Source organism: Stenotrophomonas sp. (genome assembly GCF_036662295.1).
Classification (GTDB): Bacteria; Pseudomonadota; Gammaproteobacteria; order Xanthomonadales; family Xanthomonadaceae; genus Stenotrophomonas.
Genome location: NZ_JAVWXA010000067.1, coordinates 1 through 21,639 on the forward strand (window position 1 = coordinate 1; position 21,639 = coordinate 21,639).

Sequence of the window (21,639 nt, forward strand, 5' to 3'; positions counted from 1 at the left end):
GGCGATTGTACGGCGCAGGCACGGAACTGGTCAATCCGCGCCGGGAGCTCCCCCATCCCTCCCCCTCCCCCCGGCCGTTGACGCCCCCGCCTCTACAGTGGTCCTGACCCCGCCAGGAAGCGCCACATGCCCCGTCCCTCCCCTCTGGCCGGCCTGTTCCTGGCCGCGTTGCTGTTCACCGGGCCGGTCGCCGCCGACAACGCCGGCCCCGCGCCGCGCCCGCCCGATGTGCAGTGGCAGCCGTTGTTCCAGCAGGTCCAGGGCGCGCACCTGTTCGGCGACCAGAAGACCTTTGCCGATGCCGTGCCCCTGCAGGACCCCACTGCCGTGTTGGCCCAGTGGCAGCGGTTACGCGGGCACCCGGACCAGTTGGCCGGGTTCGTGGCCGAGCGCTTCGCGGTGCCGGGCGAGGCGCCGGCCTATGTGCCCCCAGCGGGGCAAACCCTGCGCGCGCACATCGACGGCCTGTGGCCCGTGCTGACCCGCACCACCGACCAGGTGGACCCGCGCGGCTCGCTGCTGCCGCTGCCCCACCCCTACGTGGTGCCCGGCGGGCGCTTCCGCGAGGTGTACTACTGGGACAGCTATTTCACCCTGCTGGGCCTGGCCTCCAGCGGGCGCTGGCCGCAGGTGCGCGACATGGTGGACAACTTCGCCTGGCAGCTGGACCAGTACGGGCACATCCCCAACGGCAACCGCAGCTACTACCTGAGCCGATCGCAGCCGCCGTTCTTCAGCCTGATGGTGGATCTGCTGGCCACCCACGAAGGCGATGCCGCCTATCGCCGCTACCTGCCGCAGCTGCGCGCCGAGCATGCGTTCTGGATGCGCGGCGCCGACGGCCTGCCACCGGGCCAGGCCAGCGAACGCGTGGTGCGTTTGGCCGACGGCCAGCTGCTCAACCGCTACTGGGATGCGCGCGCGGTGCCGCGCACCGAGTCGTGGACCGATGACCTGGCCACCGCCGCGCAGGTGCCGCAGCGCGCGCCGTCACAGGTGTATCGCGACCTGCGCGCCGGCGCTGAATCGGGCTGGGATTTCAGCTCGCGCTGGTTGGCCGACGATGCCTCGCTGGGCAGCATCCACACCACGGCGATCGTGCCGGTGGATCTGAACAGCCTGCTGTTCCACCTGGAGAAGACGCTCGCCCGCGCCAGCAGACTGGCCGGCGAGCATAAGGCGGCGCGCGATGTGGAGCAGCAGGCGCAGGCCCGCCAGCACGCGATCAATGCCGTGCTCTGGGATGCCACCCAAGGCTGGTATGTGGACCGCGACCTGGAACGCGACCAGATCCGCCCTGCCCTCACCGCTGCGGCCCTGTTCCCGCTGTGGCTGAAGGTGGCCACGCCCGCCCAGGCGCGGCGCACGGCGACGGCCGTGGAGGCGCAGTTGGTGCGCCAGGGCGGCTTGCTGACCACCAGCGTGGATACCGGCCAGCAATGGGATGCCCCCAACGGCTGGGCGCCGCTGCAGTGGGTGGCGGTGGACGGGTTGCAGCGCTACCAACAGGATGCGCTGGCACGCCGCATCGGCACGCGCTTCCTGCACACGGTGCAGGCGGTGTACGACCGCGAAGGCAAGCTGGTGGAGAAGTACGTGGTGGATGGCTCGGCCGGTGGCGGCGCTGGCGGCGAGTACCCGTTGCAGGATGGCTTCGGCTGGAGCAACGGGGTGACGCTCGCCCTGCTGGATCGCCTGTGTGCCGCCGAGCGGCAGTGCGATACGGCGGCCGACGTGGGCGATGAGGGGGCGGAGGGTCGGTGATCTGAAGCACGTTGATAGACCGGGACTAATCACCGGCTACGCAGCCTGCAGAACATCAATCACCATTGTTTGATGCGCGTCGCAGGCTTCTCAGCCAGTGCGACGCTGCCGCCGTCCAATGCCCGTTCCACTCAATCGGGCAACACATACACGAGCGAAGCGAAGAAAAGCCAACTGCTGGAAAGTACACTGGAACTGGGACGCAACTGGGCGCTTGCCGTGGCGATTTCCAGCGCGGGAACGGCCGCCTTCTACACCGAGACTGTCGACGGCCCGGTCAACTGGGAGGAACGCGTGTTCATCGGCTGCATCCTTGCGTCGCTCGCATGGATGTTCTTTGCCGTGCTGAGATTCGATGAGGGGCTGACCCGAGCCTTGCAGGGAAAGGGCAAGGTCCATCGATTTGCTGGCTTGATGCTCTACGGCGTGCTCACGCTTGCGGGCACGCTACTGGTCCTGCAGGTAGGTAAATTCGCCGACAACAATGCGATCGTCAAAATCTGCGACAGCAAGGCAGATAGTCCAACGTCCAAGATCTACAAAGCGGATGAGTGTGTACGCCTGCGCGCGCAGCGGCAGGCGAAGATCGACCGACTGGAAGGAAACTGAGGCTCGGCACCCTGCGCCCTGCGCCCGCCCTCAGCCTCGGCGGCCCACCGAGCGCGCAATCCCGTACTGGGCGGCGTAGTAGGTACTGAGCACCAGCAGGCTGGCCATCGGCAGCCCGCCGCCGAAGCGGTCCCACGCCAGCAGGCAATCGCTGGCGACAAACAGCACCGCGCCGCCGGCCGCCCACGCGCTGCCGGCGCGCGCGACGCCCGGCAGCGCCGGCCGCGCCCAATGCCGGGCCAGGGCGAGGATCGCCATCAGCGCCAGCACCACCACGTAGGCCAGCACCGGCACGCGCATGTCGGCGGGAAGGTGCGGCCACAACGCGACCACGTTCCCGCAGGCGAACGCGCCCAGCAGCAGCGCCGCGCCGATCAGGCCGCCACCGCCGCCGAGGCCCGCACGGAAGGCCACGATGTAGCACAGGTGCGCCAGCAGGAACGCGACCAGCCCGGGCACGAAGGCGTCCATCGGCAGCATCAAGGCGATGTCGCCGATGCACGACAACGCCATGCCGGCCAGCACGGCGCGGCGGTAGCCGGCGGCGGCGGGCGGCACCGCGCGCCAGGCGATCGATGCGATCAGCAGGGTGGCCAGCGGCTTGGCCAGCCAATGCAGCCACTGCCCGTTGCCCGGCAATCCGGCACCGACGATGGCGGCAACCGCGAGCGCCACGATCAGCATCGCTCGGCCGGGCGATCTCATCGGGCTTTCCAGAGCTCGGCCAGACGGTCCGGCTTGCCGGCGATGCGTTCCAGCGACGGATACAGCAGGCCGCCGTGGTAATCCAGGCTGACCGTATCGATGCGGTCGAAGCTGCGCACCAGCAGGGTGATCGGCGCCTTGTCGGTCTTCGCGGCGGTCACGGCGTCCTTCAGGGTGTCGCCCTTGTAGACGCGGCCATTGACGGCAAGCACGGTCATGCCGGGGGCGAGGCCGGCGTTGAAGGCCGGGCTGTCCCAGAGCACGTCGGTGAGCGCCCCGCTGTTGGCCACGCTCAGGCCCAGCGAATAGGTGAGGTTGATGCCATTGGCGCGGGTCTCCTGGGCCTTGACCGCTTCGCTGGGGGTGTCGGTGTAGACCAACTTCCATCCGGCCGCGTCCAGCCCGCCGGTGAGCGAGCCATGGCCGTCCAGGCGCGTGCGCAGGAAGCCGGCCCAATCAAACGGCGCGATGCCGTTCAAGGTGCGCACCACTTCGTCGAAGGTGTACGGGTTGACGTTCCAGTCGCCGTCGTTCATGCCGAAGAACGCCTTGGCGAAATCATCCAGGCTGCGCTTGTTGCCGGTCAGCGCGCGCAACTTGCCCTCCACCTCCAGCCACACCATCTGGCCGCCGGAGTAATAGTCCTCGCTCAACTGGTAATTGCGGAAGGCCAGCGCGCGGCGCTGGGCGATGGTGGGATCGTTGGTGGTGTCCTGCAGTGCGCGCCAGGCCAGGCCGGGGCGACCGCGATCATAGGTGGCGGCCACGTTGGCCAGCGTTTCGCGGGTCTGCTGCACGCTCCACAGCCCGGAGCGCGCGGCCAGCACCTGGCCCCAGAACTGGGTCTGGCCCTCGTACAGCCACAGCAGGCTGTCGCCCATGGGCACGTTGAAGTTGGCGGTGGTGAGGTCCGCGCCGCGCCGGTACTTGCCGTTCCAGGAGTGGTTGAACTCGTGCGGCAGCAGGTCGCGGCCCAGCCAGTTCTTGTCCCACTCGGTGAAGTAGCCGGGCTCGGCACTGTTCTCGCTGGAGCGCTGGTGCTCCAGGCCGATGCCGCCCAGCTTGCTGGTGAGTGCCAGCAGGAAATCGTAGCGGTCGAAGTGGCGCGCGCCGTAAAGCTTGTAGATCTGCTGCACCAGCGCGCGATGCGCCTTGAGCTGCTCGGGCTTGGCGACCAGCGACTTGGCGTCGTCGGCAAACACGTTCAGGTGCACCGGCACCTTCGCCCCCGGGTCCAGGTCGTACTGCTGGTAATAGCGGCCGGCGAACAGCGGCGAGTCGACCAGGTGGTCGTAGGAAATGGGCTTGAACACCACGGTGTCACCGTCGCGGCGCTCGGTTTCCAGCGCGGTGGCGTAGTCCCAGCCCTTGGGCAGGGTGACGCTGGCCTGCGCCTGCAGGTTGCGGGTGATCACACCGGCCGGGTACAGCGAATTGGCATTCCACTGCAGGTTGAGCATCTCCGGGGTCATCACCACCCGGCCCTGGCTGCCGCCCTGCGAGGACAGGAACTTGAACTCGGCCACCACCTCGCTGGCGCCCTCGGGCACGTCCACCTTGAAGGCGTAGACGTCGTACTGATCGCGCGTCCAGGCCAGCGGCCTGCCGTTGGCGGTGACCACCAGCCCGGCGAGCTTGTCGATCGGGCCGCTGGGCGAATGCGCACCGGGCAGCCACTGCGGATACAGCAGGGTGAGCGGGCCCGGTTGTGCGGGAATGGTCGTCTTGACCTTGAAGATGCGCCGCCCGATGTCGCGCGCGTCCACGTCGATGCGCAGTACGCCCGGCCAGGCCACGTCCTGCGGGGGTGGCGTCTGCGCCTGCACGCCGGTGGCGGTGAGGGCCAGCAGCACGGACAGGGCGGTGGCACGCATCTTCATCGGCAAGGCTCCAGCGGCAAAGGATCGATCCTAGACCTGCCTCGCGCCCTGCCCCATGGCCAAAGGTCATGCGTGCGGCACGCATCACCCATCACGCACGGCAGCTGACGACCGTGGGGCGTCACGCCCCTCAGCTGATCAAGCGCAGCCGCAGTTCCTTGGGCAGCGCGAACACCATCGATTCCGGTTCGCCATCCAGCTCGCCGATGCCGCTGGCGCCCAGTTCCTTCAGGCGCGCGATCACGCCATCCACCAGCACCTGCGGTGCCGACGCGCCGGCGGTCAGGCCGATGTGCTGCTTGCCCAGCACCCACGCCGGATCGATCTCGTGGGCGCCGTCGATCAGGTAGGACTCCACGCCTTCGCGGCGGGCCAGTTCGCTGAGCCGGTTGGAATTGGAGCTGTTGGGCGAGCCCACCACCAGCACCAGGTCGCAGCGCTTGGCCAGGTCGCGCACGGCGTCCTGGCGGTTCTGGGTGGCGTAGCAGATGTCGTCGTTCTTGGGCCCCTGCATCGCCGGGAAGCGCGCACGCATGGCCTCGATGATGCCGCGGGTGTCGTCCACCGACAGCGTGGTCTGGGTGGTGTAGGCGAAGTTCTCCGGCTGGTCGATGACCAGCGTGGCCACGTCTTCCACGTCTTCCACCAGGTAGATCCGGCCGGTGCCGCGTTCGCGGTTCCACTGGCCCATCGTGCCCTCCACCTCGGGGTGGCCGGCGTGGCCGATCAGCACCACGTCGCGGCCGGCGCGGCAGTGCCGCGCCACTTCCAGATGCACCTTGGTGACCAGCGGGCAGGTGGCGTCGAACACCTTCAGGCCGCGGCGCTCGGCTTCCTGGCGCACGGCCTGGGAGACGCCGTGGGCGCTGAAGATGACCGTGTTGTCGTCGGGCACTTCATCGAGTTCCTCGACGAAGATCGCCCCGCGCGCCTTGAGGTCATCGACCACGAAGCGGTTGTGCACGACCTCGTGGCGCACGTAGATCGGCGCGCCCAGGGTCTCGATCGCGCGCTTGACGATCTCGATCGCACGATCGACCCCGGCACAGAAACCACGCGGATTGGCGAGCAACACGTCCATCGGTCAGATACTCCGGCCGGCGCGGGGCCGGTTCATAGCTGGATACAGGAGGGAATTATCCCGCTTTTTTCTCGGCCTTGCCGTCGAACAGGCCAAACAGGGCGATGCCCACGGCCCCGACCACGATCGCCGCGTCGGCGATGTTGAACGAGGGCCAGTAGTGCTCGCCGACGTGCCACTGGATGAAGTCCACCACGTGGCCGTGCATCAGCCGGTCGATCACGTTGCCGATCGCCCCGCCGATGACCAGGGCATACGGCACCGCGCTGCGCCAGGCACCGCGCGCGGTGCCCCACAGCCAGTAGGCCATCAGGCCGCTGATGCCCAGCGCCAGGGCGGTGAAGAACCACAGCTGCCAGCCACCGGCGTCGCTCAGGAAGCTGAAGGCCGCACCGGTGTTGTAGGTGCGGAACCAGTTCCAGAAGCCATCGATGACCACCACCGGCTGGTACTCGGGCAGGCTGGACAGCACCCAGGCCTTGCTCCACTGGTCCAGGCCGATGATCGCCACCGACAGCAGCAGCCAGACCAGCGCATTGGGACGCGGACGGGGGGCGGCCATCAGAACCACCGCCGGTCTTCGCCGGCACCGTCGATGTTGGTCACGCAACGGCCGCACAGCTCGGGATGGGCGGCCACGCTGCCCACGTCGGCGCGGTAATGCCAGCAGCGCACGCACTTGGTCTTGGTGGTCGGCTGGGCGCTGACGAACACCTCATCGGTGGTCGCTGGGCGCACCTGCACATCGCCACTGATCAGCAGGAAGCGCAGCTCCTCGGCCAGCGGCTGCCATCGCGCGGCAGTGTCCGCATCGGCGGCCACGGTGATTTCCGCTTCCAGCGCGGCCCCGATCGCCCCGTTGGCGCGCATCGGCTCGAGCACCTTGGCCACCTGCTCGCGCAGTGCCAGCAGCTGGTCGAAATCGGCCGCGCCCAGCGGCGCATCGGCCGGCAGCGGGGCAAGCCCGTCGTACCAGGTGGCCATCAGCACGTTGTCCTTGCGCGCGCCCGGCAGGTAGCCCCACAGCTCATCGGCGGTGAAGCTCAGGATCGGGGCGATCCAGCGCGTGAACGCTTCGGCGATGTGGTACATCGCCGTCTGCGCCGAGCGCCGGCCGCGCGAATCCACCGGCATGGTGTACAGGCGGTCCTTGGTCACGTCCAGGTACAGCGAGCCCAGGTCCACGCTGCAGAAGTTCAGCAGCAGCTGCACGATCTCGGCCATGTTGTAGCTGGTGTAGGCGGCCTTGATCTTCTCCTGCACCTCGAAGGCGCGATGCACGATCCAGCGGTCCAGCGCGACCATGTCCGCCGGCGCCACCAGGTGCGCGGTGGGATCGAAGCCGTCCAGGTTGCCGAGCAGGAAGCGCGCGGTGTTGCGCAGGCGCCGGTAGGCGTCGGCGTTGCGCTTGAGGATTTCCTGCGACAGCGACATCTCATTGCTGTAGTCGGCCGAGGCGATCCACAGGCGCAGGATGTCCGCGCCCAGGGTCTTCATGATGTCCTGCGGCTCGATGCCATTGCCCAGCGACTTGGACATCTTGCGGCCCTTCTCATCCACGGTGAAGCCGTGGGTGAGGCACTGCTTGTACGGGGCGTGCCTGTCGATGGCCACGCCGGTCAGCAGCGAGGACTGGAACCAGCCGCGATGCTGGTCCGAGCCTTCCAGGTACAGGTCGGCGGGCTTGCCGAAGCCGCGTGCCAACAGCACGCCTTCGTGGGTGACGCCCGAGTCGAACCAGACATCGAGGATGTCGGTGACCTTCTCGTATTGCGCGGCCTCCTCGCCCAGCAGCTCGGCGCTGTCCAGCGAGTACCACACGTCGATGCCCTCGGCTTCGACGCGGTCGGCCACCTGCTGCATCAGTTCCACGGTGCGCGGGTGCGGCTCGCCGGTTTCGCGATGGGTGAACATCGCGATCGGCACGCCCCAGGTGCGCTGGCGGCTGATGCACCAGTCCGGGCGGCCCTCGACCATGCCACCGATGCGGGCCTTGCCCCAGCTCGGGAACCAGCCGACGTTGTCGATGGCCGCCATCGCGTCGCGGCGCAGGTTGGCCTTGTCCATCGAGATGAACCACTGCGGGGTGGCGCGGAACACCACCGGGGTCTTGTGCCGCCAGCAGTGCGGGTAGCTGTGCACGATCTCGACAAAGGCCAGCAGCGCACCGGAGGCGCGCAGCACGTCCACGATCAGCGGCTGCGCCTTCCACAGGTGCACGCCGGCCAGCGCGACATCGCCGGCCGGCGGCGTCGAGGGCAGGTACACGCCGCGGCCGTCGACCGGGTTGATCTGGCCGGCGTTGTACGTGTCCATCAGCCCGTACTGCTGGCTGACCACGAAGTCTTCCTGGCCATGGCCGGGGGCGGTATGCACCGCGCCGGTGCCGTCTTCATCGGAGACGTGGTCGCCGTTGAGCAGCGGGATGTCGCGGGTCGGGTAGAACGGATGGGCCAGCAGCAGGTTTTCCAGCGCGGCGCCGGTGGCGTGGCCGTGCACGACCAGACCGTCCACGCCATAGCGCTGCAGCGACCGCTCGGCCAGCGCGGCGGCCAGCACCAGCCAACGGCGCTTGCCGTTGTGGGCCGGGCCTTCGGCCAGCACGTAGTCGATCTGCGCGCCCAGCGACACCGCCAGCGAGGCCGGCAGCGTCCACGGGGTGGTGGTCCAGATCGGCACGGCCACCTCGACATCGGCCGGCAGGGTCGCGCCGAAGCGCGCGGCCAGCTGCGCGCCATCCCGCGCGGCGTAGGCCACGTCGATCGCCGGGGAGGTCTTGTCCTGGTATTCGATTTCCGCCTCGGCCAGCGCCGAGCCGCAATCGAAGCACCAATGCACCGGCTTGGCGCCGCGCACGATGTGGCCGTTGGCAAACACCTTGGACAGCGCGCGGATTTCATTGGCCTCGAAATCGAAGCTCAGCGTCTTGTACGGGTTGTCCCAGTCGCCGATCACGCCCAGGCGCTTGAAGTCGCGGCGCTGCAATTCGATCTGCTCTTCGGCGAACTCGCGGCACTTCTGGCGGAACTGCTCGGCATCCAGCTTGACCCCGACCTTGCCCCACTTCTTCTCGACCGCGATCTCGATCGGCAGGCCATGGCAATCCCAGCCCGGCACGTAGGGCGCATCGAAGCCGGCCAGGTAGCGCGACTTGACGATGATGTCCTTGAGGATCTTGTTGACCGCATGGCCGAGGTGGATCTGGCCGTTGGCATACGGCGGGCCGTCGTGCAGCACGAACAGCGGGCGGCCCTGCGCGTTCTCGCGCAGGCGGGCGTACAGGCCCTGGTCTTCCCAGCGCGACAGAATGCCCGGCTCGCGCTTGGGCAGGTCGCCGCGCATCGGGAATTCGGTTGCCGGCAGATGAAGGGTGGCTTTGTAGTCCTGGCTCACGCAGTGGCTCGCAATCTGTGTTCGGAAAGGATGTGACGGGCCTGTTCGGCGTCACGGTGCATCTGGTCGGTCAATGCGGCCAGATCTTGGAACTTCTCTTCGTCGCGCAGCTTGGCGACGAATTCCACTTCGATGTGGCGACCGTACAGGTCGCCCTGGAAGTCGAACAGGTGCGCTTCCAGCAGCGGCTCCACGCCGTCCACGGTGGGCCGGGTGCCGAAGCTGGACACCGACGGCCACGGCTGGTCGAACACGCCGTGCACCCAGGTGGCGTAGATGCCCGACAGCGCCGGCGTCTTGGGGAAGCGCAGGTTGGCCGTCGGGAAGCCCAGCGTGCGGCCGAGCTGGCGCCCGCGCACGACCCGGCCGCCGATCGAATACGGCCGCCCCAGCAGGTCGCCGGCGTGGGCGAAATTGCCCTCGCGCAGCAGTTGCCGGATGCGGGTGCTGGAGATGCGCTCGCCGTGCAGGTCCACCGGGTCGATCGCCCCGGCGGTGAAGCCGGCGGCCTGGCCCATCGACTGCAGCAGCGCCAGGTCACCGCGACGGCGGTTGCCGAAGCAGAACTGCGGGCCGATCCAGACCTCGCAGGCCGCCAGGCGCTGCACCAGCAGCTGCTGCACGAAGTCTTCGGCCTGCATCGCGGCCATGCGCGCGTCGAAGCGCAGCAGGCCGATCGCATCCACGCCCAGCTCGCCGAGCATGGCCACCTTGTCGCGGGCCAGGGTCAGCCGCGGCGGCGGCTCGCCCTGGGCGAAGTACTCGCGCGGCAGCGGCTCGAAGGCCACCGCCACGGCGGCCACGCCCAGCGCGCGGGCACGCGCCACCGCATGGCGCACCAGCGCACGATGGCCAAGGTGCAGGCCGTCGAATGCGCCGATGCAGACCACGCTTCCGTGCGGGAACAATCGCCCGCCTTCGATGCTTCTGAACAACCTGCTCATCAACTGGGAATCCGGCCCACCAGGACCCGTGCGCTTCAAGGGATAGCCCTGAAGTATAGCCGGGGTGTCCATGGATCAATGCTCGCGCAGGTGGCGCGGGCGGAAACCCATCACGACCAGGGCCACCAGGTAGGTGGCGCCGCCGCCGCCGACCAGCAGCGCCAGGTTGCCGATCCGGTGCCATTTATCCATCACGGTGAAGTCGGTCATGGTGTAAAGCAGGCCCAGCAGCACCGCCACCATGGCCACGCAGGCCAGCACCAGCCGCAGCACGTAGCTGCCCCAGCCAGGCTTGCGCTGGTAAACGCCGGTCTTGCCCAGCCAGTACCACAGCAACCCCAGGTTCAGGTAACTGGACAGCGCGCTGGCGATACCCAGGGCCAGATGCAGGCCGGGGTGCTTGCCCAGCGCGGCCCACACGCCCTGCGCCTTGAGCGCCTCGGGCACCATCAGCTGGTACAGCACCGCCAACAGGATGAAGTTGAAGACCATGTTGGCCACCAGCGCGGCGATACCGGCGCGGACCGGGGTGCGGGTGTCCTGGCGGGCGTAGAAGGCCGGCAGCACCACCTTGAGCAGCGCGAACGCAGGCAGGCCGGCGCTCAGCCCGTACACCGACAGGGCGGTCATGCGGGTATCGAAGGCGGTGAACTGGCGGTACTGGAACAGCGTGGCGATCAGCGGCTCGGCCAGCAGCACCAGGCCCAGCATGGCCGGCACGGCGATCAGCAGCGTGGTGCGCAGGCCCCAGTCCAGCGCATTGGAGAAGCCGGCCTTGTCGGTGCTGACGTGGTGGCGGGCCAGCGCGGGCAGGATCACCGTGCCCAGCGCCACCCCGAACACGCCCAGCGGCAGTTCCAGGAAGCGGTCAGCCAGTGACAGCCAACTCTGCGAGCCATCGGTCAGCTTGGCGGCGATCACCGTGTCCAGCAGCAGGTTGATCTGGGCCACCGAGGAGCCGAACAGGGTCGGCACCATCAGGGTGAGCACCTTGCGCACGCCCGGGTGGTTCCAGCCCCAGCGCGGCAGGGTGAGCAGGTTGATCCCCTTCAGCGAGGGCAGCTGGAACAGCAGCTGCAGCAGGCCGGCGGCCAGCACCGCCCAGCCCAGGGCCAGGATCTGCTTCTCCGGGGTGCCCCCCAGCCGCGGCGCCAGCCACAGCGCGCCGGCGATCATGCACAGGTTGAGGATGACCGGGGTCAGCGCCGGCATCGCAAAGCGCTGGAAGCTGTTCAGGGCGCCGCCGGCCAGGGCCGTCAGCGAGACGAACAGCAGGAACGGGAAGGTCAGCCGGAACAGGTCCACCAGCAGGCCATGCTTGGCCGGGTCGGTGTCCACCCCGCTGGAGAACAGCGTGGCCAGCTGCGGGGCGAAGATCAGCGCCAGCGCGGTGACCAGCAGCAGCACCGCGCCCAGGGTGCCGGCCACGCGCGACATCAGCTCGCGCAGTTCGGCATGCGGACGGGTCTCCTTCACCTCGGTGAACACCGGCACGAAGGCGGTGGCGAAGGAGCCCTCGGCGAACAGCCGGCGCAGGAAATTGGGCACCCGGAAGGCGACCCAGAAGGCGTCGGTCACCGCATTGGTGCCGAACGTGGTGGTGATGACCTGGTCGCGGACCAGCCCCAGCACCCGCGAAACCATGGTCATGCTGCTGAACGACAGCAGCCCCCGCAACATCCTTGGTGAACTCACCCGTGTTCCCTCTTGACAATTGACTTGACGTACATTTTTCGAGCCATCATACTTTCCAGCTTGCTGTTCCCATTACACCGATTTTTCAGGAAACCACCACTGTGGCCAATATCAAGTCCGCCAAGAAGCGCGCCAAGCAGACCGTCGTGCGCAACGCGCGCAATACGGCTCAGCGTTCGATGCTGCGCACCGCTGTCAAGAAGGTGATCAAGGCTCTGGATGCCAATGACGCCGCCGGCGCCGAGGCAGCCTTTGCCGTCGCCCAGCCGATCCTCGACCGTTTCAGCTCGCGTGGTCTGATCCACAAGAACAAGGCTGCTCGTCACAAGAGCCGTCTGACCGCCCGCATCAAGGCCCTCAAGGCCGCCTGATCTGGCGAAGCGAGTGCCGTAGAGCCACGCCCTGCGTGGCTTCGGCAACATCGCGGTAAAAGACCCGGCTCCGGCCGGGTTTTTTGTTGCCTGCGTTTCGGGAACGCCGGGGCCATCGGCGCGATCCACGGTAGCGCCACGCCATGCGTGGCTGCTTTCGGTGGGGGCGTCACACAAGGCCAGCCACGCATGGCGTGGCTCTACCCGCCATGCATCTTGCAACGCATGGTGTGGCTCTACCCTCCCCGGGGTGTCGTGCGCGCTCGGCGTCGCCCACGCGGGGGGCGCTGCGGCACCACAGAAAAACCCGGCCTCGGCCGGGTTTTTCAGGGTCGCGCAGATGCGCTCAGTACGCATCGCGCGCTTGCGCCTCGTCTTCCTTCTGGCGGTCGAAGAAGGCCATGATGTTGGTCATGATCGGCCAGGTGCCTTCGCGGCCCAGTGCCGAGACCAGGTACCACGGCTGGGTCCAGCCGAGCTCGGCGACGATCTTCTCGGCCGCGGCCTTGGCCTCGTCCTCGAACATCAGGTCGGCCTTGTTCAGCACCAGCCAGCGCGGCTTGTCGAGCAGTTCCGGGTCGTGCTTCTCCAGCTCGCGCTCGATCGCACGCACCTGCTCGATCGGCGACACACCATCCACGCCGCCTTCCATCGGCGAGATGTCCACCAGGTGCAGCAGCAGGCGGGTGCGCTGCAGGTGGCGCAGGAACTGCGCGCCCAGGCCGGCACCGTCGGCCGCCCCTTCGATCAGGCCGGGAATGTCGGCGATCACGAAGCTGCGGTAATTTTCAACGCGCACCACGCCCAGGTTCGGGTACAGGGTGGTGAACGGGTAATCGGCCACCTTCGGGGTGGCCGCGGACACGGCGCGGATCAGGGTGCTCTTGCCGGCATTGGGGAAGCCCAGCAGGCCCACGTCGGCCAGCAGCTTCAGCTCCAGCTTGAGCAGGCGCTCCTCGCCCTCTTCACCCGGCAGCGCCTGGCGCGGCGAGCGGTTGGTGGAGCTCTTGAAGTGCATGTTGCCCAGGCCGCCGCGACCGCCCTTGGCCACCAGCAGGCGGTCGTCGTGTTGGGTCAGGTCGCCGATGACTTCGTCGGTGGCCACGTTCATGACCACGGTGCCGACCGGCACGGTGATGATCATGTCCTCGCCGCCCTTGCCGTAGGCCTGGCGGCCCATGCCGTTCTCGCCGCGCTGCGCCTTGAAGATGCGCTCGTGGCGGAAATCGACCAGCGTGTTCAGGTTGGCGTCGGCGCGGATCCACACGTTGCCGCCGTTGCCGCCGTCGCCACCGTCCGGGCCACCCAGCGGGATGAACTTCTCGCGACGGAAACCGACGCAGCCGTTGCCGCCATTGCCGGCGGTGACCTGGATTTCTGCTTCGTCTACAAGTTTCATGAGTCTGGATGCCAACTGGAGGCGGCGGGCCGCGGATGCGCCCGACCGCAGAGTCTAACGTCCCCGGTAGGATCCGTGGACGGCGGCGGGAAGGATCCCCGCCCATGTGCTGTCAAAAAACAAAAACCCCGCCGAAGCGGGGCTTTCGTCAGCCGCCCGCGCCACCAGGGCGCGAAGGCCTGCGTATCGCCAGGATCAGGCTTCGGCGACGACGCTGACGGTACGACGCTTCTTCGGGCCCTTCACCGAGAACTCCACCTTGCCGTCCACGAGGGCGAACAGGGTGTGGTCACGGCCGAGGCCAACGCCGGTACCCGGGTGGAACTGGGTGCCGCGCTGACGCACGATGATGTTGCCGGCATCGATGGCCTGGCCACCGAAGATCTTGACGCCGAGGTACTTCGGGTTGGAGTCGCGACCGTTGCGCGATGAGCCTACGCCCTTCTTATGTGCCATGACTGCTTCTCCTGATTACTTGCTGCCACCGGCGATGCCGGTGATCTCGATTTCGGTGTAGTACTGACGGTGACCCTGACGCTTCATGTGGTGCTTGCGGCGACGGAACTTGATGATCCGGACCTTGTCGGCACGACCCTGGGACACGACCTTGGCAGTGACCGAAGCGCCGCTCAGCGCGTCGCCCAGCTTGATGCCATCGCTGTCGCCCAGCATCAGGATGTTGTCGAACTTGATCTCGTTGCCGACTTCGACTTCGAGCTTTTCGACGCGGAGCGTTTCGCCCTGCGCCACGCGGTATTGCTTACCGCCGGTTACCAGTACTGCGTACATGACCAGACTTCCTTTGTAGTTATTGTGGTCTATGGGCTGCCGCCATCGAGGGCAGACAGAAGCGGGATTTTAAAGGGCGCACCGGGCCGGGTCAACCCACCCCCTGCCCTGCCCGACCAGGGGCTGAACCCCGTTCAGGAAACGGGCCGATCCGGTCGCATGGGATGAGACACCGGGCTGGCAATGTGGCCGATTGCCCCCAAATCCCAAGCTCGGTAGGCTGACCGATTGCCGTCTCCGCTTGCCCCACCCGCTAGCCGGCCCCCTGGGCCGAAGCCCCACAACGGATCCCCCATGGCGATGGATTTCATCCGCATCCGCGGCGCGCGGACGCACAACCTCAAGAACATCGATCTCGACCTGCCCCGCGACAAACTGATCGTGATCACCGGCCTGTCCGGTTCGGGCAAGTCCTCGCTGGCCTTCGACACGATCTACGCCGAAGGCCAGCGCCGTTACGTGGAATCGCTGTCGGCCTATGCCCGGCAGTTCCTGAGCGTGATGGAGAAGCCGGACCTGGACCACATTGAGGGCCTGTCCCCGGCCATCTCGATCGAGCAGAAGTCGACCTCGCACAACCCGCGCTCGACCGTGGGCACCATCACCGAGATCTACGACTACCTGCGCCTGCTGTATGCCCGCGTGGGCAGCCCGCGCTGCCCCGACCACGGCTACCCGCTGGAAGCGCAGACGGTCAGCCAGATGGTCGACCACGTGCTCACCCTGGACCCGGAGCAGCGCTACATGCTGCTGGCCCCGGTGATCCGCGAGCGCAAGGGCGAGCACGCCCAGGTGTTCGACCAGCTGCGCGCGCAGGGTTTCGTGCGCGTGCGCGTGGACGGGGTGCTGCACGAGATCGATGCGGTGCCGCCGCTGGCCCTGCGCCAGAAGCACACCATCGAGGCGGTGATCGACCGTTTCCGCCCGCGCGAGGACATCAAGCAGCGCCTGGCCGAGAGCTTTGAAACCGCGCTGAAACTCGGCGACGGCATGGTCTCGGTGCAGTCGCTGGACGCCGCGCAGGACGAGGACGCGCCGGCCCACCTGTTCTCGTCCAAGTACAGCTGCCCGGTCTGCGACTACTCGCTGCCCGAGCTGGAACCGCGCCTGTTCTCGTTCAACTCGCCGGTGGGCGCCTGCCCGGGCTGCGACGGGCTGGGCATGGCCGAGTTCTTCGATCCCTCGCGCGTGGTGGTGCACCCGGAGCTGTCGCTGTCCGCCGGTGCCGTGCGCGGCTGGGACCGCCGCAACGCCTACTACTTCCAGCTGATCGCCTCGCTGGCCAAGCACTACAAGTTCGACGTGGACGCGCCGTGGCAGAGCCTGCCCGAGGACGTGCGCCAGGCGGTGCTGTTCGGCAGCGGCGAAGAAACCATCACCTTCACCTACTTCACCGAAGCCGGCGGCCGCACCCAGCGCAAGCACCGCTTCGAAGGCATCATTCCCAACCTGGAACGGCGCTACAAGGAAACCGAGTCCTCGGCGGTGCGCGAAGAGCTGGCCAAGTACATCAGCGAGCGCAACTGCCCCGAGTGCAACGGCCAGCGCCTGAACAAGGCCGCGCGCAACGTGTTCGTGGCCGACCGGGCGCTGCCCGAGCTGGTGGTGCTGCCCATCGACGAGGCGCTGAAGTTCTTCAGCGGCATGACCCTGCCCGGCTGGCGCGGCGAGATCGCCGGCAAGATCCTCAAGGAGATCGGCGAGCGGCTGGGCTTCCTGGTCGACGTGGGCCTGGATTACCTCACCCTGGAGCGCAAGGCCGACACCCTGTCCGGCGGCGAGGCCCAGCGCATCCGCCTGGCCAGCCAGATCGGCGCCGGCCTGGTGGGCGTGATGTACGTGCTGGACGAGCCGTCGATCGGCCTGCACCAGCGCGACAACGAGCGCCTGCTGGGCACGCTCACCCGCCTGCGCGACCTGGGCAACACCGTGATCGTGGTCGAGCATGACGAGGATGCGATCCGGCTGGCCGACTACGTGCTGGACATCGGCCCGGGCGCGGGCGTGCATGGCGGCGAGATCGTCGGCCAGGGCACCCTGCAGGACATCCTGGAGGCCCCGCGCTCGCTCACCGGGCAGTACCTGTCGGGCAAGCGCGCCATCGAGATCCCGGCGCGCCGGCATGTCCCCAACCCGAAGATGACCCTGCACCTGCGCGGGGCCAGCGGCAACAACCTCAAGGGCGTGGACCTGGACATCCCGTCGGGCCTGCTGACCTGCATCACCGGCGTGTCCGGCTCGGGCAAGTCGACGCTGATCAACGACACGCTGTTCTCGCTGGCGGCCAACGAGATCAACGGCGCCTCGCACCCGATCGCGCCCTACAAGGAAGTGGACGGGCTGGACCTGTTCGACAAGGTGGTGGACATCGACCAGTCGCCGATCGGCCGCACCCCGCGCTCGAACCCGGCCACCTATACCGGCCTGTTCACCCCCCTGCGCGAACTGTATGCACAGGTACCCGAAGCGCGTGCACGCGGTTACTCGCCCGGCCGTTTCAGCTTCAACGTGCGCGGCGGCCGCTGCGAGGCGTGCCAGGGCGATGGCCTGATCAAGGTGGAGATGCACTTCCTGCCGGACGTGTACGTGCCCTGCGATGTGTGCCATGGCAAGCGCTACAACCGCGAGACGCTGGAGATCCTCTACAAGGGCTACAACATCAACGACGTGCTGCAGATGACCGTCGAGGATGCGCTGCGCCTGTTCGAGCCGGTGCCGAGCATCGCGCGCAAGCTGGAAACGCTGGTGGACGTGGGCCTGAGCTACATCAAGCTGGGCCAGAGCGCGACCACCCTGTCCGGCGGCGAAGCGCAGCGGGTGAAGCTGTCCAAGGAACTGTCGCGGCGCGATACCGGCCGCACCCTGTACATCCTCGACGAGCCCACCACCGGCCTGCACTTCCACGACATCGAAGCGCTGCTGGGCGTGCTGCACAAGCTGCGCGACGAAGGCAACACCGTGGTGGTGATCGAACACAACCTGGATGTGATCAAGACCGCCGACTGGATCGTGGACCTTGGCCCGGAAGGCGGCCATCGCGGCGGCACCGTGCTGGTCACCGGCACCCCGGAAGACGTGGCGGCCTGCCCGGATTCGTACACCGGCCAGTTCCTGGCCAAGCTGCTGCCCTCCACCGGTGCCCGCCCCGAACGCCCGGCCGCGGTGGCCAACAAGCCCGATGCGCGCCCGCCGCGCAAGGCCAAACCCGAGAAGCCGGCCAAGAAGGTCGCCGCCGCCAAGAGCACCGGCAAGGCCAGCAAGACCGGCACGGCAAGCACGAAAAAGAAGAAGGACGCCTGATGAGCACCGACCACAAGATCCTGGCCCGCGTACCGATCAGCGTGCGCTGGCGCGACATGGACAGCATGGGCCACGTCAACAACGCCAAGTACATCTCCTACCTGGAAGAGGCGCGCGTGCGCTGGATGCTGGGCGTGGACGGCGTCTCGATGACCGACCGCATCGCCCCGGTGGTGGCGGCCACCAACGTCAACTACCGCCTGCCGATCGTGTGGCCCAACGATGTGATGGTGGAACTGTTCGTGGAGCGCCTGGGCAACAGCAGCGTGACCATCGGCCATCGCATCGTGGACCAGCAGGACGAGGGCCGCCTGTATTCGGACGGCAACGTGGTGGTGGTGTGGATGGACACCCAGACCGGCCGGTGCGCGCCGCGGCCCGACGCTATCCGCCGCGCGTCCCCCTGACCCGGCCGGGCGGCCCGCTGGCCGGCACGCCGTCCCAGCGGACGGATTTACCTGGTTGCCGGCCAGCGGCCGGCACTACCGGGCGTTCCCCGGGCGCCATGACCGCGTTGTGTGCAAAGGATCGCCATGTTTCACCAGACCGATGTCCGTGAACTGCAGCCGGGGCTGACGCCGTTCCCCGTCGATGTGTTCGCCCTCGACCAGCCGTGGCTGGCCGACCACCTGCTGCCGCTGATCGCCATCGACCTGGGCCTGCTGCGGCCGGAACTGGCCGGCAGCGTGGCCACCCTGCTGTGCCCGATCGAGCCGTACGAAGGCTGCCTGGGCGATGGCACCGAGGCGCACCACAACGCGTTCACCAGCAGCAACTGGCTGGCCTTCGAGCTGCAGGCCGACAACCGCCTTCGTTTCCTCGGCAACGAAGGCTATTTCCAGCGCGCGCCGCAGCACCACGATGCGCTGCCCGTGGATGAAGACCTGCGCGCGCACGCGGTGGAAATGCGCGACAGCCATGCCGCGGCCCGTGCGTATTTCCAGCAGCACGGCAGGCTGGTCAGCGGGTTGGACGTCGATGACGATGACGATTACGATGCGCGGCAGCCGCAGGCCTACCTGGACAACCTGGGCGGTCCGTTCTGGCACGGCAACTGGACCGACTACAGCTCGATCCCGTCGGCATTCCGGATCGAGGACCTGGCCGGCACCACCCAGCGCGGCAGCCTTCGCTTCCGCAACGACAGCGCGCATCTTCCCGACGACGGCATCCGCATCACGCGCGACGGCGAACCGTTCTTCCACGTCGCCGATGTGGCGTCCTACCACTGGTGCGCCAGCGGGGCCGACGCCATCCTGATGTTCTACGCGCCGCGCAGCCGCACGGTGTTGTTTACCTTCGACTGGTCGTGACCTGAAACCGATGGCCGCGCCGGGCTTGGCGCAGGCCTGGCGGATTGAACGGCCCCTTACGGCACCGCCTTGCGCACCTGCAACGTCGCATCCACCTTGCGGCCGTCTTCCAGGCTGAGCCGCAGCGGCAGCGGCGCGCCCTCCGTCAAGGCCACCTCCGGCTGCATCAGCATCAGGTGCAGGCCACCGGGTTTGAGTTCCACCGTGGCGCCGGCCGGGATCGGCAGGCGTTCCACCGCGCGCATCCGGCTGACCCCGTCCACCAGCGTGGTCTCGTGCAGGGACACATCGCCGAACGCCTTGCTGCCCGCGCCGACCACCACCACCGCCGTGCGGCAGGCGTTGCGGATCTTGCCGTAGCCGGCCGCCATCGGCATCGCCCCCGGCGGCAGCCGTACCCAGCCCTCGTGCACCGAGACGCAGGCCGGCTCGGCGGCCGCAGCCGATGTTGCGAACGCACACAGGCCCAACAATACGCACGCGAATGGTTTGGTTATCATCGCCTCAGTTCCCTGTCCGCAACGAGATCGCAGCATGACGACGCTTATCGAGGTGATCAACCATGGCCCCATCCGCGAGCTGCGGCTGGCGCGGCCGCCGGTCAACGCGCTGGACACCGAGCTGTGCCGCCACCTGATCCACGCGATCAACCAGGCCATGGCCGAGGACGTGCACGGCCTGGTGCTGTCGGGCAGCGAGCGCATCTTCAGCGCCGGCATGGACGTGCCGCACCTGCTTGGCCACGGCGAGGACAAGCACAAGCTGCTGGACAGCTGGCAGGCCTTCTTCGGCGCGGTACGCACCCTGGCCGAGTGCCGGGTGCCGGTGGTGGCCGCGCTGACCGGGCACGCCCCGGCCGGCGGCTGCGTGCTGGCGCTGTGCTGCGATTACCGGATCCTGGCGCGCAGCCCGGACCCGGCCCAGCCCACGGTGATCGGCCTGAACGAGGTGCAGGTGGGGCTGGTGGCCCCGGAAGGCATCCAGCGCCTCATGCGCCGGGTGGTCGGCCACCATCGCGCCACCCAGTTGCTGGTGGGCGGGGAGATGGTGCCGGCCGAGCGTGCGCTGGCGATCGGCCTGGTGGACGAGCTGGCCGATACCGCCCAGGTGGTGCCGCGCGCGGTGGCCTGGCTGACCCGCCTGCTCAAGCTGCCGCGCCAGCCGATGCTGCTGACCCGCGCCATCGCCCGTGCCGACCTGCACGAGGCCCTGCACGCCGACCTGATCCAGCTCGACCGCTTCGTCGAGGCCTGGTACGCCCCGGACGCGCAGCAGGCGCTGCATCAGCTGGTGGCCCGGCTGGGCAAGGGCTGACGCCCCGGGTAGGGCCGGCCGCTGGCCGGAAATCCGCGAGGCGGGCAACCCCGGTAGGGCCGGCCGCTGGCCGGCACCCCCCGCCCCACTCGATCAGGCGCTGCAGGGTTGCGCGCACATGCCAGGCCCCCTGAGTCGGGGGGCGGCCGCGAAGCGGCGGGGGTTTGGAGGGCGATGAGAAGGGGCCCGCGGTTTGCGAAGCGAACCGTGGGGCGGCAGCGCGAATGCGTTGCCGTCATGCGGCCATGGGCCGGCACTACCCTATAATTCCGGCTTGCCCCCTGCAGGTTGCTTCCCTTGTCCGACACGCACGAACCCGTCGTCTCCGAGCTGATCGACCTGCTCACGCTCGAACGCCTGGAAGACAACCTGTTCCGTGGCCAGAGCCGCGACATCGGCACCAAGTACGTGTTCGGCGGGCAGGTGCTGGGCCAGGCGCTGTCGGCCGCGCAGGCCACGGTGGACAACGGTCGCCACGTGCATTCGCTGCATGCCTACTTCCTGCGCGCCGGCAACATCGACCACCCCATCGTGTACGACGTGGACCGCACCCGCGACGGTGGCAGCTTCTCGGTGCGCCGGGTCACGGCGATCCAGCACGGCAAGGTGATCTTCTTCTGCGCGGCCTCCTTCCAGCAGGCCGAACAGGGTGCCGAGCACCAGCACAAGATGCCCGAGGTGCCGCAGCCGGAAGATATCGAACCGAACCGCCCGCTGCCGCCGGAGGTGCTCGAGCGCCTGCCGATCAAGGTGCAGCGCTGGCTCTCGCGCGGTGGTCCGTTCGAGTTCCGCCACGTGTACCCGCGCGACGAACTCAACCCGCCCAAGCGCCCGCCCTATCACCAGGTGTGGCTGCGCCTGAATGAAAAGGTGGGCGATGCGCCGGAGCTGCACCAGGCGCTGCTGGCCTATGCCTCCGACTTCCACCTGCTGGGCACCGCCACCTTCCCGCACGGCATCAGCTACTACCAGCCGCACGTGCAGATGGCCTCGCTGGACCATGCGATCTGGTTCCATCGCCCGTTCCGCGCCGACGACTGGCTGCTGTACTCGCTGGACAGCCCCAGCGCGCAGGATTCGCG

At 68.1% G+C, this 21,639-nt stretch carries 19 protein-coding genes; 8 read left to right on the top strand and 11 right to left on the bottom strand.

The annotated features are described in order from the left end of the window. The first annotated feature begins 126 nt into the window (after positions 1-126). The gene (gene treA / locus RSA25_RS13225) at positions 127-1,764 is read left to right on the top strand and encodes an alpha,alpha-trehalase TreA (protein ID WP_332809328.1); all 1,638 of its coding nucleotides are present in this window, start codon (positions 127-129) and stop codon (positions 1,762-1,764) included. Between the two features lie 72 nt (positions 1,765-1,836). After that, on the top strand, positions 1,837-2,373 hold the full coding sequence (locus tag RSA25_RS13230; RefSeq protein WP_332809329.1) for a hypothetical protein: 537 nt from the start codon (positions 1,837-1,839) through the stop codon (positions 2,371-2,373). Between the two features lie 30 nt (positions 2,374-2,403). Here the strand turns inward: RSA25_RS13230 and RSA25_RS13235 are convergent, their stop codons facing one another. From RSA25_RS13235 to murJ, 7 genes are all read right to left on the bottom strand, one after another. Further along, on the bottom strand, positions 2,404-3,078 hold the full coding sequence (locus RSA25_RS13235; protein ID WP_332809330.1) for a lysoplasmalogenase: 675 nt from the start codon (positions 3,076-3,078) through the stop codon (positions 2,404-2,406). Next, the gene (locus tag RSA25_RS13240; protein WP_332809331.1) at positions 3,075-4,958 is read right to left on the bottom strand and encodes a peptidase M61; all 1,884 of its coding nucleotides are present in this window, start codon (positions 4,956-4,958) and stop codon (positions 3,075-3,077) included. Before RSA25_RS13240 ends, RSA25_RS13235 begins: the two co-directional genes overlap by 4 nt. A gap of 130 nt (positions 4,959-5,088) precedes the next feature. After that, positions 5,089-6,039 (bottom strand): 4-hydroxy-3-methylbut-2-enyl diphosphate reductase, encoded by a 951-nt coding sequence (gene ispH, locus RSA25_RS13245; RefSeq protein ID WP_332809332.1) that lies wholly within the window; start codon positions 6,037-6,039, stop codon positions 5,089-5,091. 55 nt (positions 6,040-6,094) lie between these two features. Further along, positions 6,095-6,601 (bottom strand): signal peptidase II, encoded by a 507-nt coding sequence (lspA, locus tag RSA25_RS13250; protein WP_332809333.1) that lies wholly within the window; start codon positions 6,599-6,601, stop codon positions 6,095-6,097. Then, on the bottom strand, positions 6,601-9,432 hold the full coding sequence (gene ileS / locus RSA25_RS13255; protein ID WP_332809334.1) for an isoleucine--tRNA ligase: 2,832 nt from the start codon (positions 9,430-9,432) through the stop codon (positions 6,601-6,603). The genes lspA and ileS overlap by 1 nt, the downstream gene beginning before the upstream one ends. Further along, positions 9,429-10,376 carry a bifunctional riboflavin kinase/FAD synthetase gene (locus RSA25_RS13260; protein WP_332809335.1) on the bottom strand — a complete coding sequence of 316 codons (948 nt, stop codon included), beginning with the start codon at positions 10,374-10,376 and terminating at the stop codon, positions 9,429-9,431. Before RSA25_RS13260 ends, ileS begins: the two co-directional genes overlap by 4 nt. Before the next feature lie 75 nt (positions 10,377-10,451). Further along, positions 10,452-12,056, bottom strand: coding sequence for a murein biosynthesis integral membrane protein MurJ (gene murJ, locus RSA25_RS13265; RefSeq protein WP_332809343.1), 1,605 nt, complete (start codon positions 12,054-12,056; stop codon positions 10,452-10,454). A 116-nt stretch (positions 12,057-12,172) separates the two neighbouring features. Between murJ and rpsT the strand changes: the two genes are divergently transcribed. Next, a complete protein-coding gene (gene rpsT, locus RSA25_RS13270) occupies positions 12,173-12,442 on the top strand; it encodes a 30S ribosomal protein S20 (protein ID WP_017354922.1) in 270 nt (89 codons plus the stop codon). A 346-nt stretch (positions 12,443-12,788) separates the two neighbouring features. Here the strand turns inward: rpsT and obgE are convergent, their stop codons facing one another. The 3 genes from obgE to rplU form a co-directional block, all read right to left on the bottom strand. Beyond that, entirely contained in the window at positions 12,789-13,841 is a 1,053-nt protein-coding gene (obgE, locus tag RSA25_RS13275) for a GTPase ObgE (RefSeq protein ID WP_332809336.1), read from the bottom strand. Positions 13,842-14,036: 195 nt separating this feature from the next. Continuing rightward, positions 14,037-14,297, bottom strand: a complete 261-nt coding sequence (rpmA, locus tag RSA25_RS13280) for a 50S ribosomal protein L27 (RefSeq protein WP_019184517.1) — start codon at positions 14,295-14,297, stop codon at positions 14,037-14,039. A gap of 15 nt (positions 14,298-14,312) precedes the next feature. Continuing rightward, positions 14,313-14,630: a 50S ribosomal protein L21 gene (rplU, locus tag RSA25_RS13285; RefSeq protein ID WP_019184518.1), complete on the bottom strand. Its 318-nt coding sequence runs from the start codon at positions 14,628-14,630 to the stop codon at positions 14,313-14,315. A gap of 294 nt (positions 14,631-14,924) precedes the next feature. Here rplU and uvrA point away from each other — a divergent pair, with 294 nt between their 5' ends. From uvrA to RSA25_RS13300, 3 genes are all read left to right on the top strand, one after another. Beyond that, positions 14,925-17,930 (top strand): excinuclease ABC subunit UvrA, encoded by a 3,006-nt coding sequence (uvrA, locus tag RSA25_RS13290; protein WP_332809337.1) that lies wholly within the window; start codon positions 14,925-14,927, stop codon positions 17,928-17,930. Next, positions 17,930-18,337 (top strand): thioesterase family protein, encoded by a 408-nt coding sequence (locus tag RSA25_RS13295; protein ID WP_332809338.1) that lies wholly within the window; start codon positions 17,930-17,932, stop codon positions 18,335-18,337. Before uvrA ends, RSA25_RS13295 begins: the two co-directional genes overlap by 1 nt. 126 nt (positions 18,338-18,463) lie before the next feature. Continuing rightward, a complete protein-coding gene (locus RSA25_RS13300) occupies positions 18,464-19,243 on the top strand; it encodes an enolase (protein ID WP_332809339.1) in 780 nt (259 codons plus the stop codon). Between the two features lie 56 nt (positions 19,244-19,299). Here RSA25_RS13300 and RSA25_RS13305 read toward each other — a convergent pair whose 3' ends face one another. Next, positions 19,300-19,743, bottom strand: coding sequence for a copper chaperone PCu(A)C (locus tag RSA25_RS13305; protein ID WP_332809340.1), 444 nt, complete (start codon positions 19,741-19,743; stop codon positions 19,300-19,302). A 34-nt stretch (positions 19,744-19,777) separates the two neighbouring features. Between RSA25_RS13305 and RSA25_RS13310 the strand changes: the two genes are divergently transcribed. Both RSA25_RS13310 and RSA25_RS13315 read left to right on the top strand, forming a co-directional pair. Beyond that, complete coding sequence (locus tag RSA25_RS13310; protein WP_332809341.1) at positions 19,778-20,557, top strand: enoyl-CoA hydratase/isomerase family protein; 780 nt, start codon at positions 19,778-19,780, stop codon at positions 20,555-20,557. Between the two features lie 297 nt (positions 20,558-20,854). Further along, a partial coding sequence (locus RSA25_RS13315) for an acyl-CoA thioesterase II (protein WP_332809342.1) occupies positions 20,855-21,639 on the top strand: 785 nt, incomplete at its 3' end.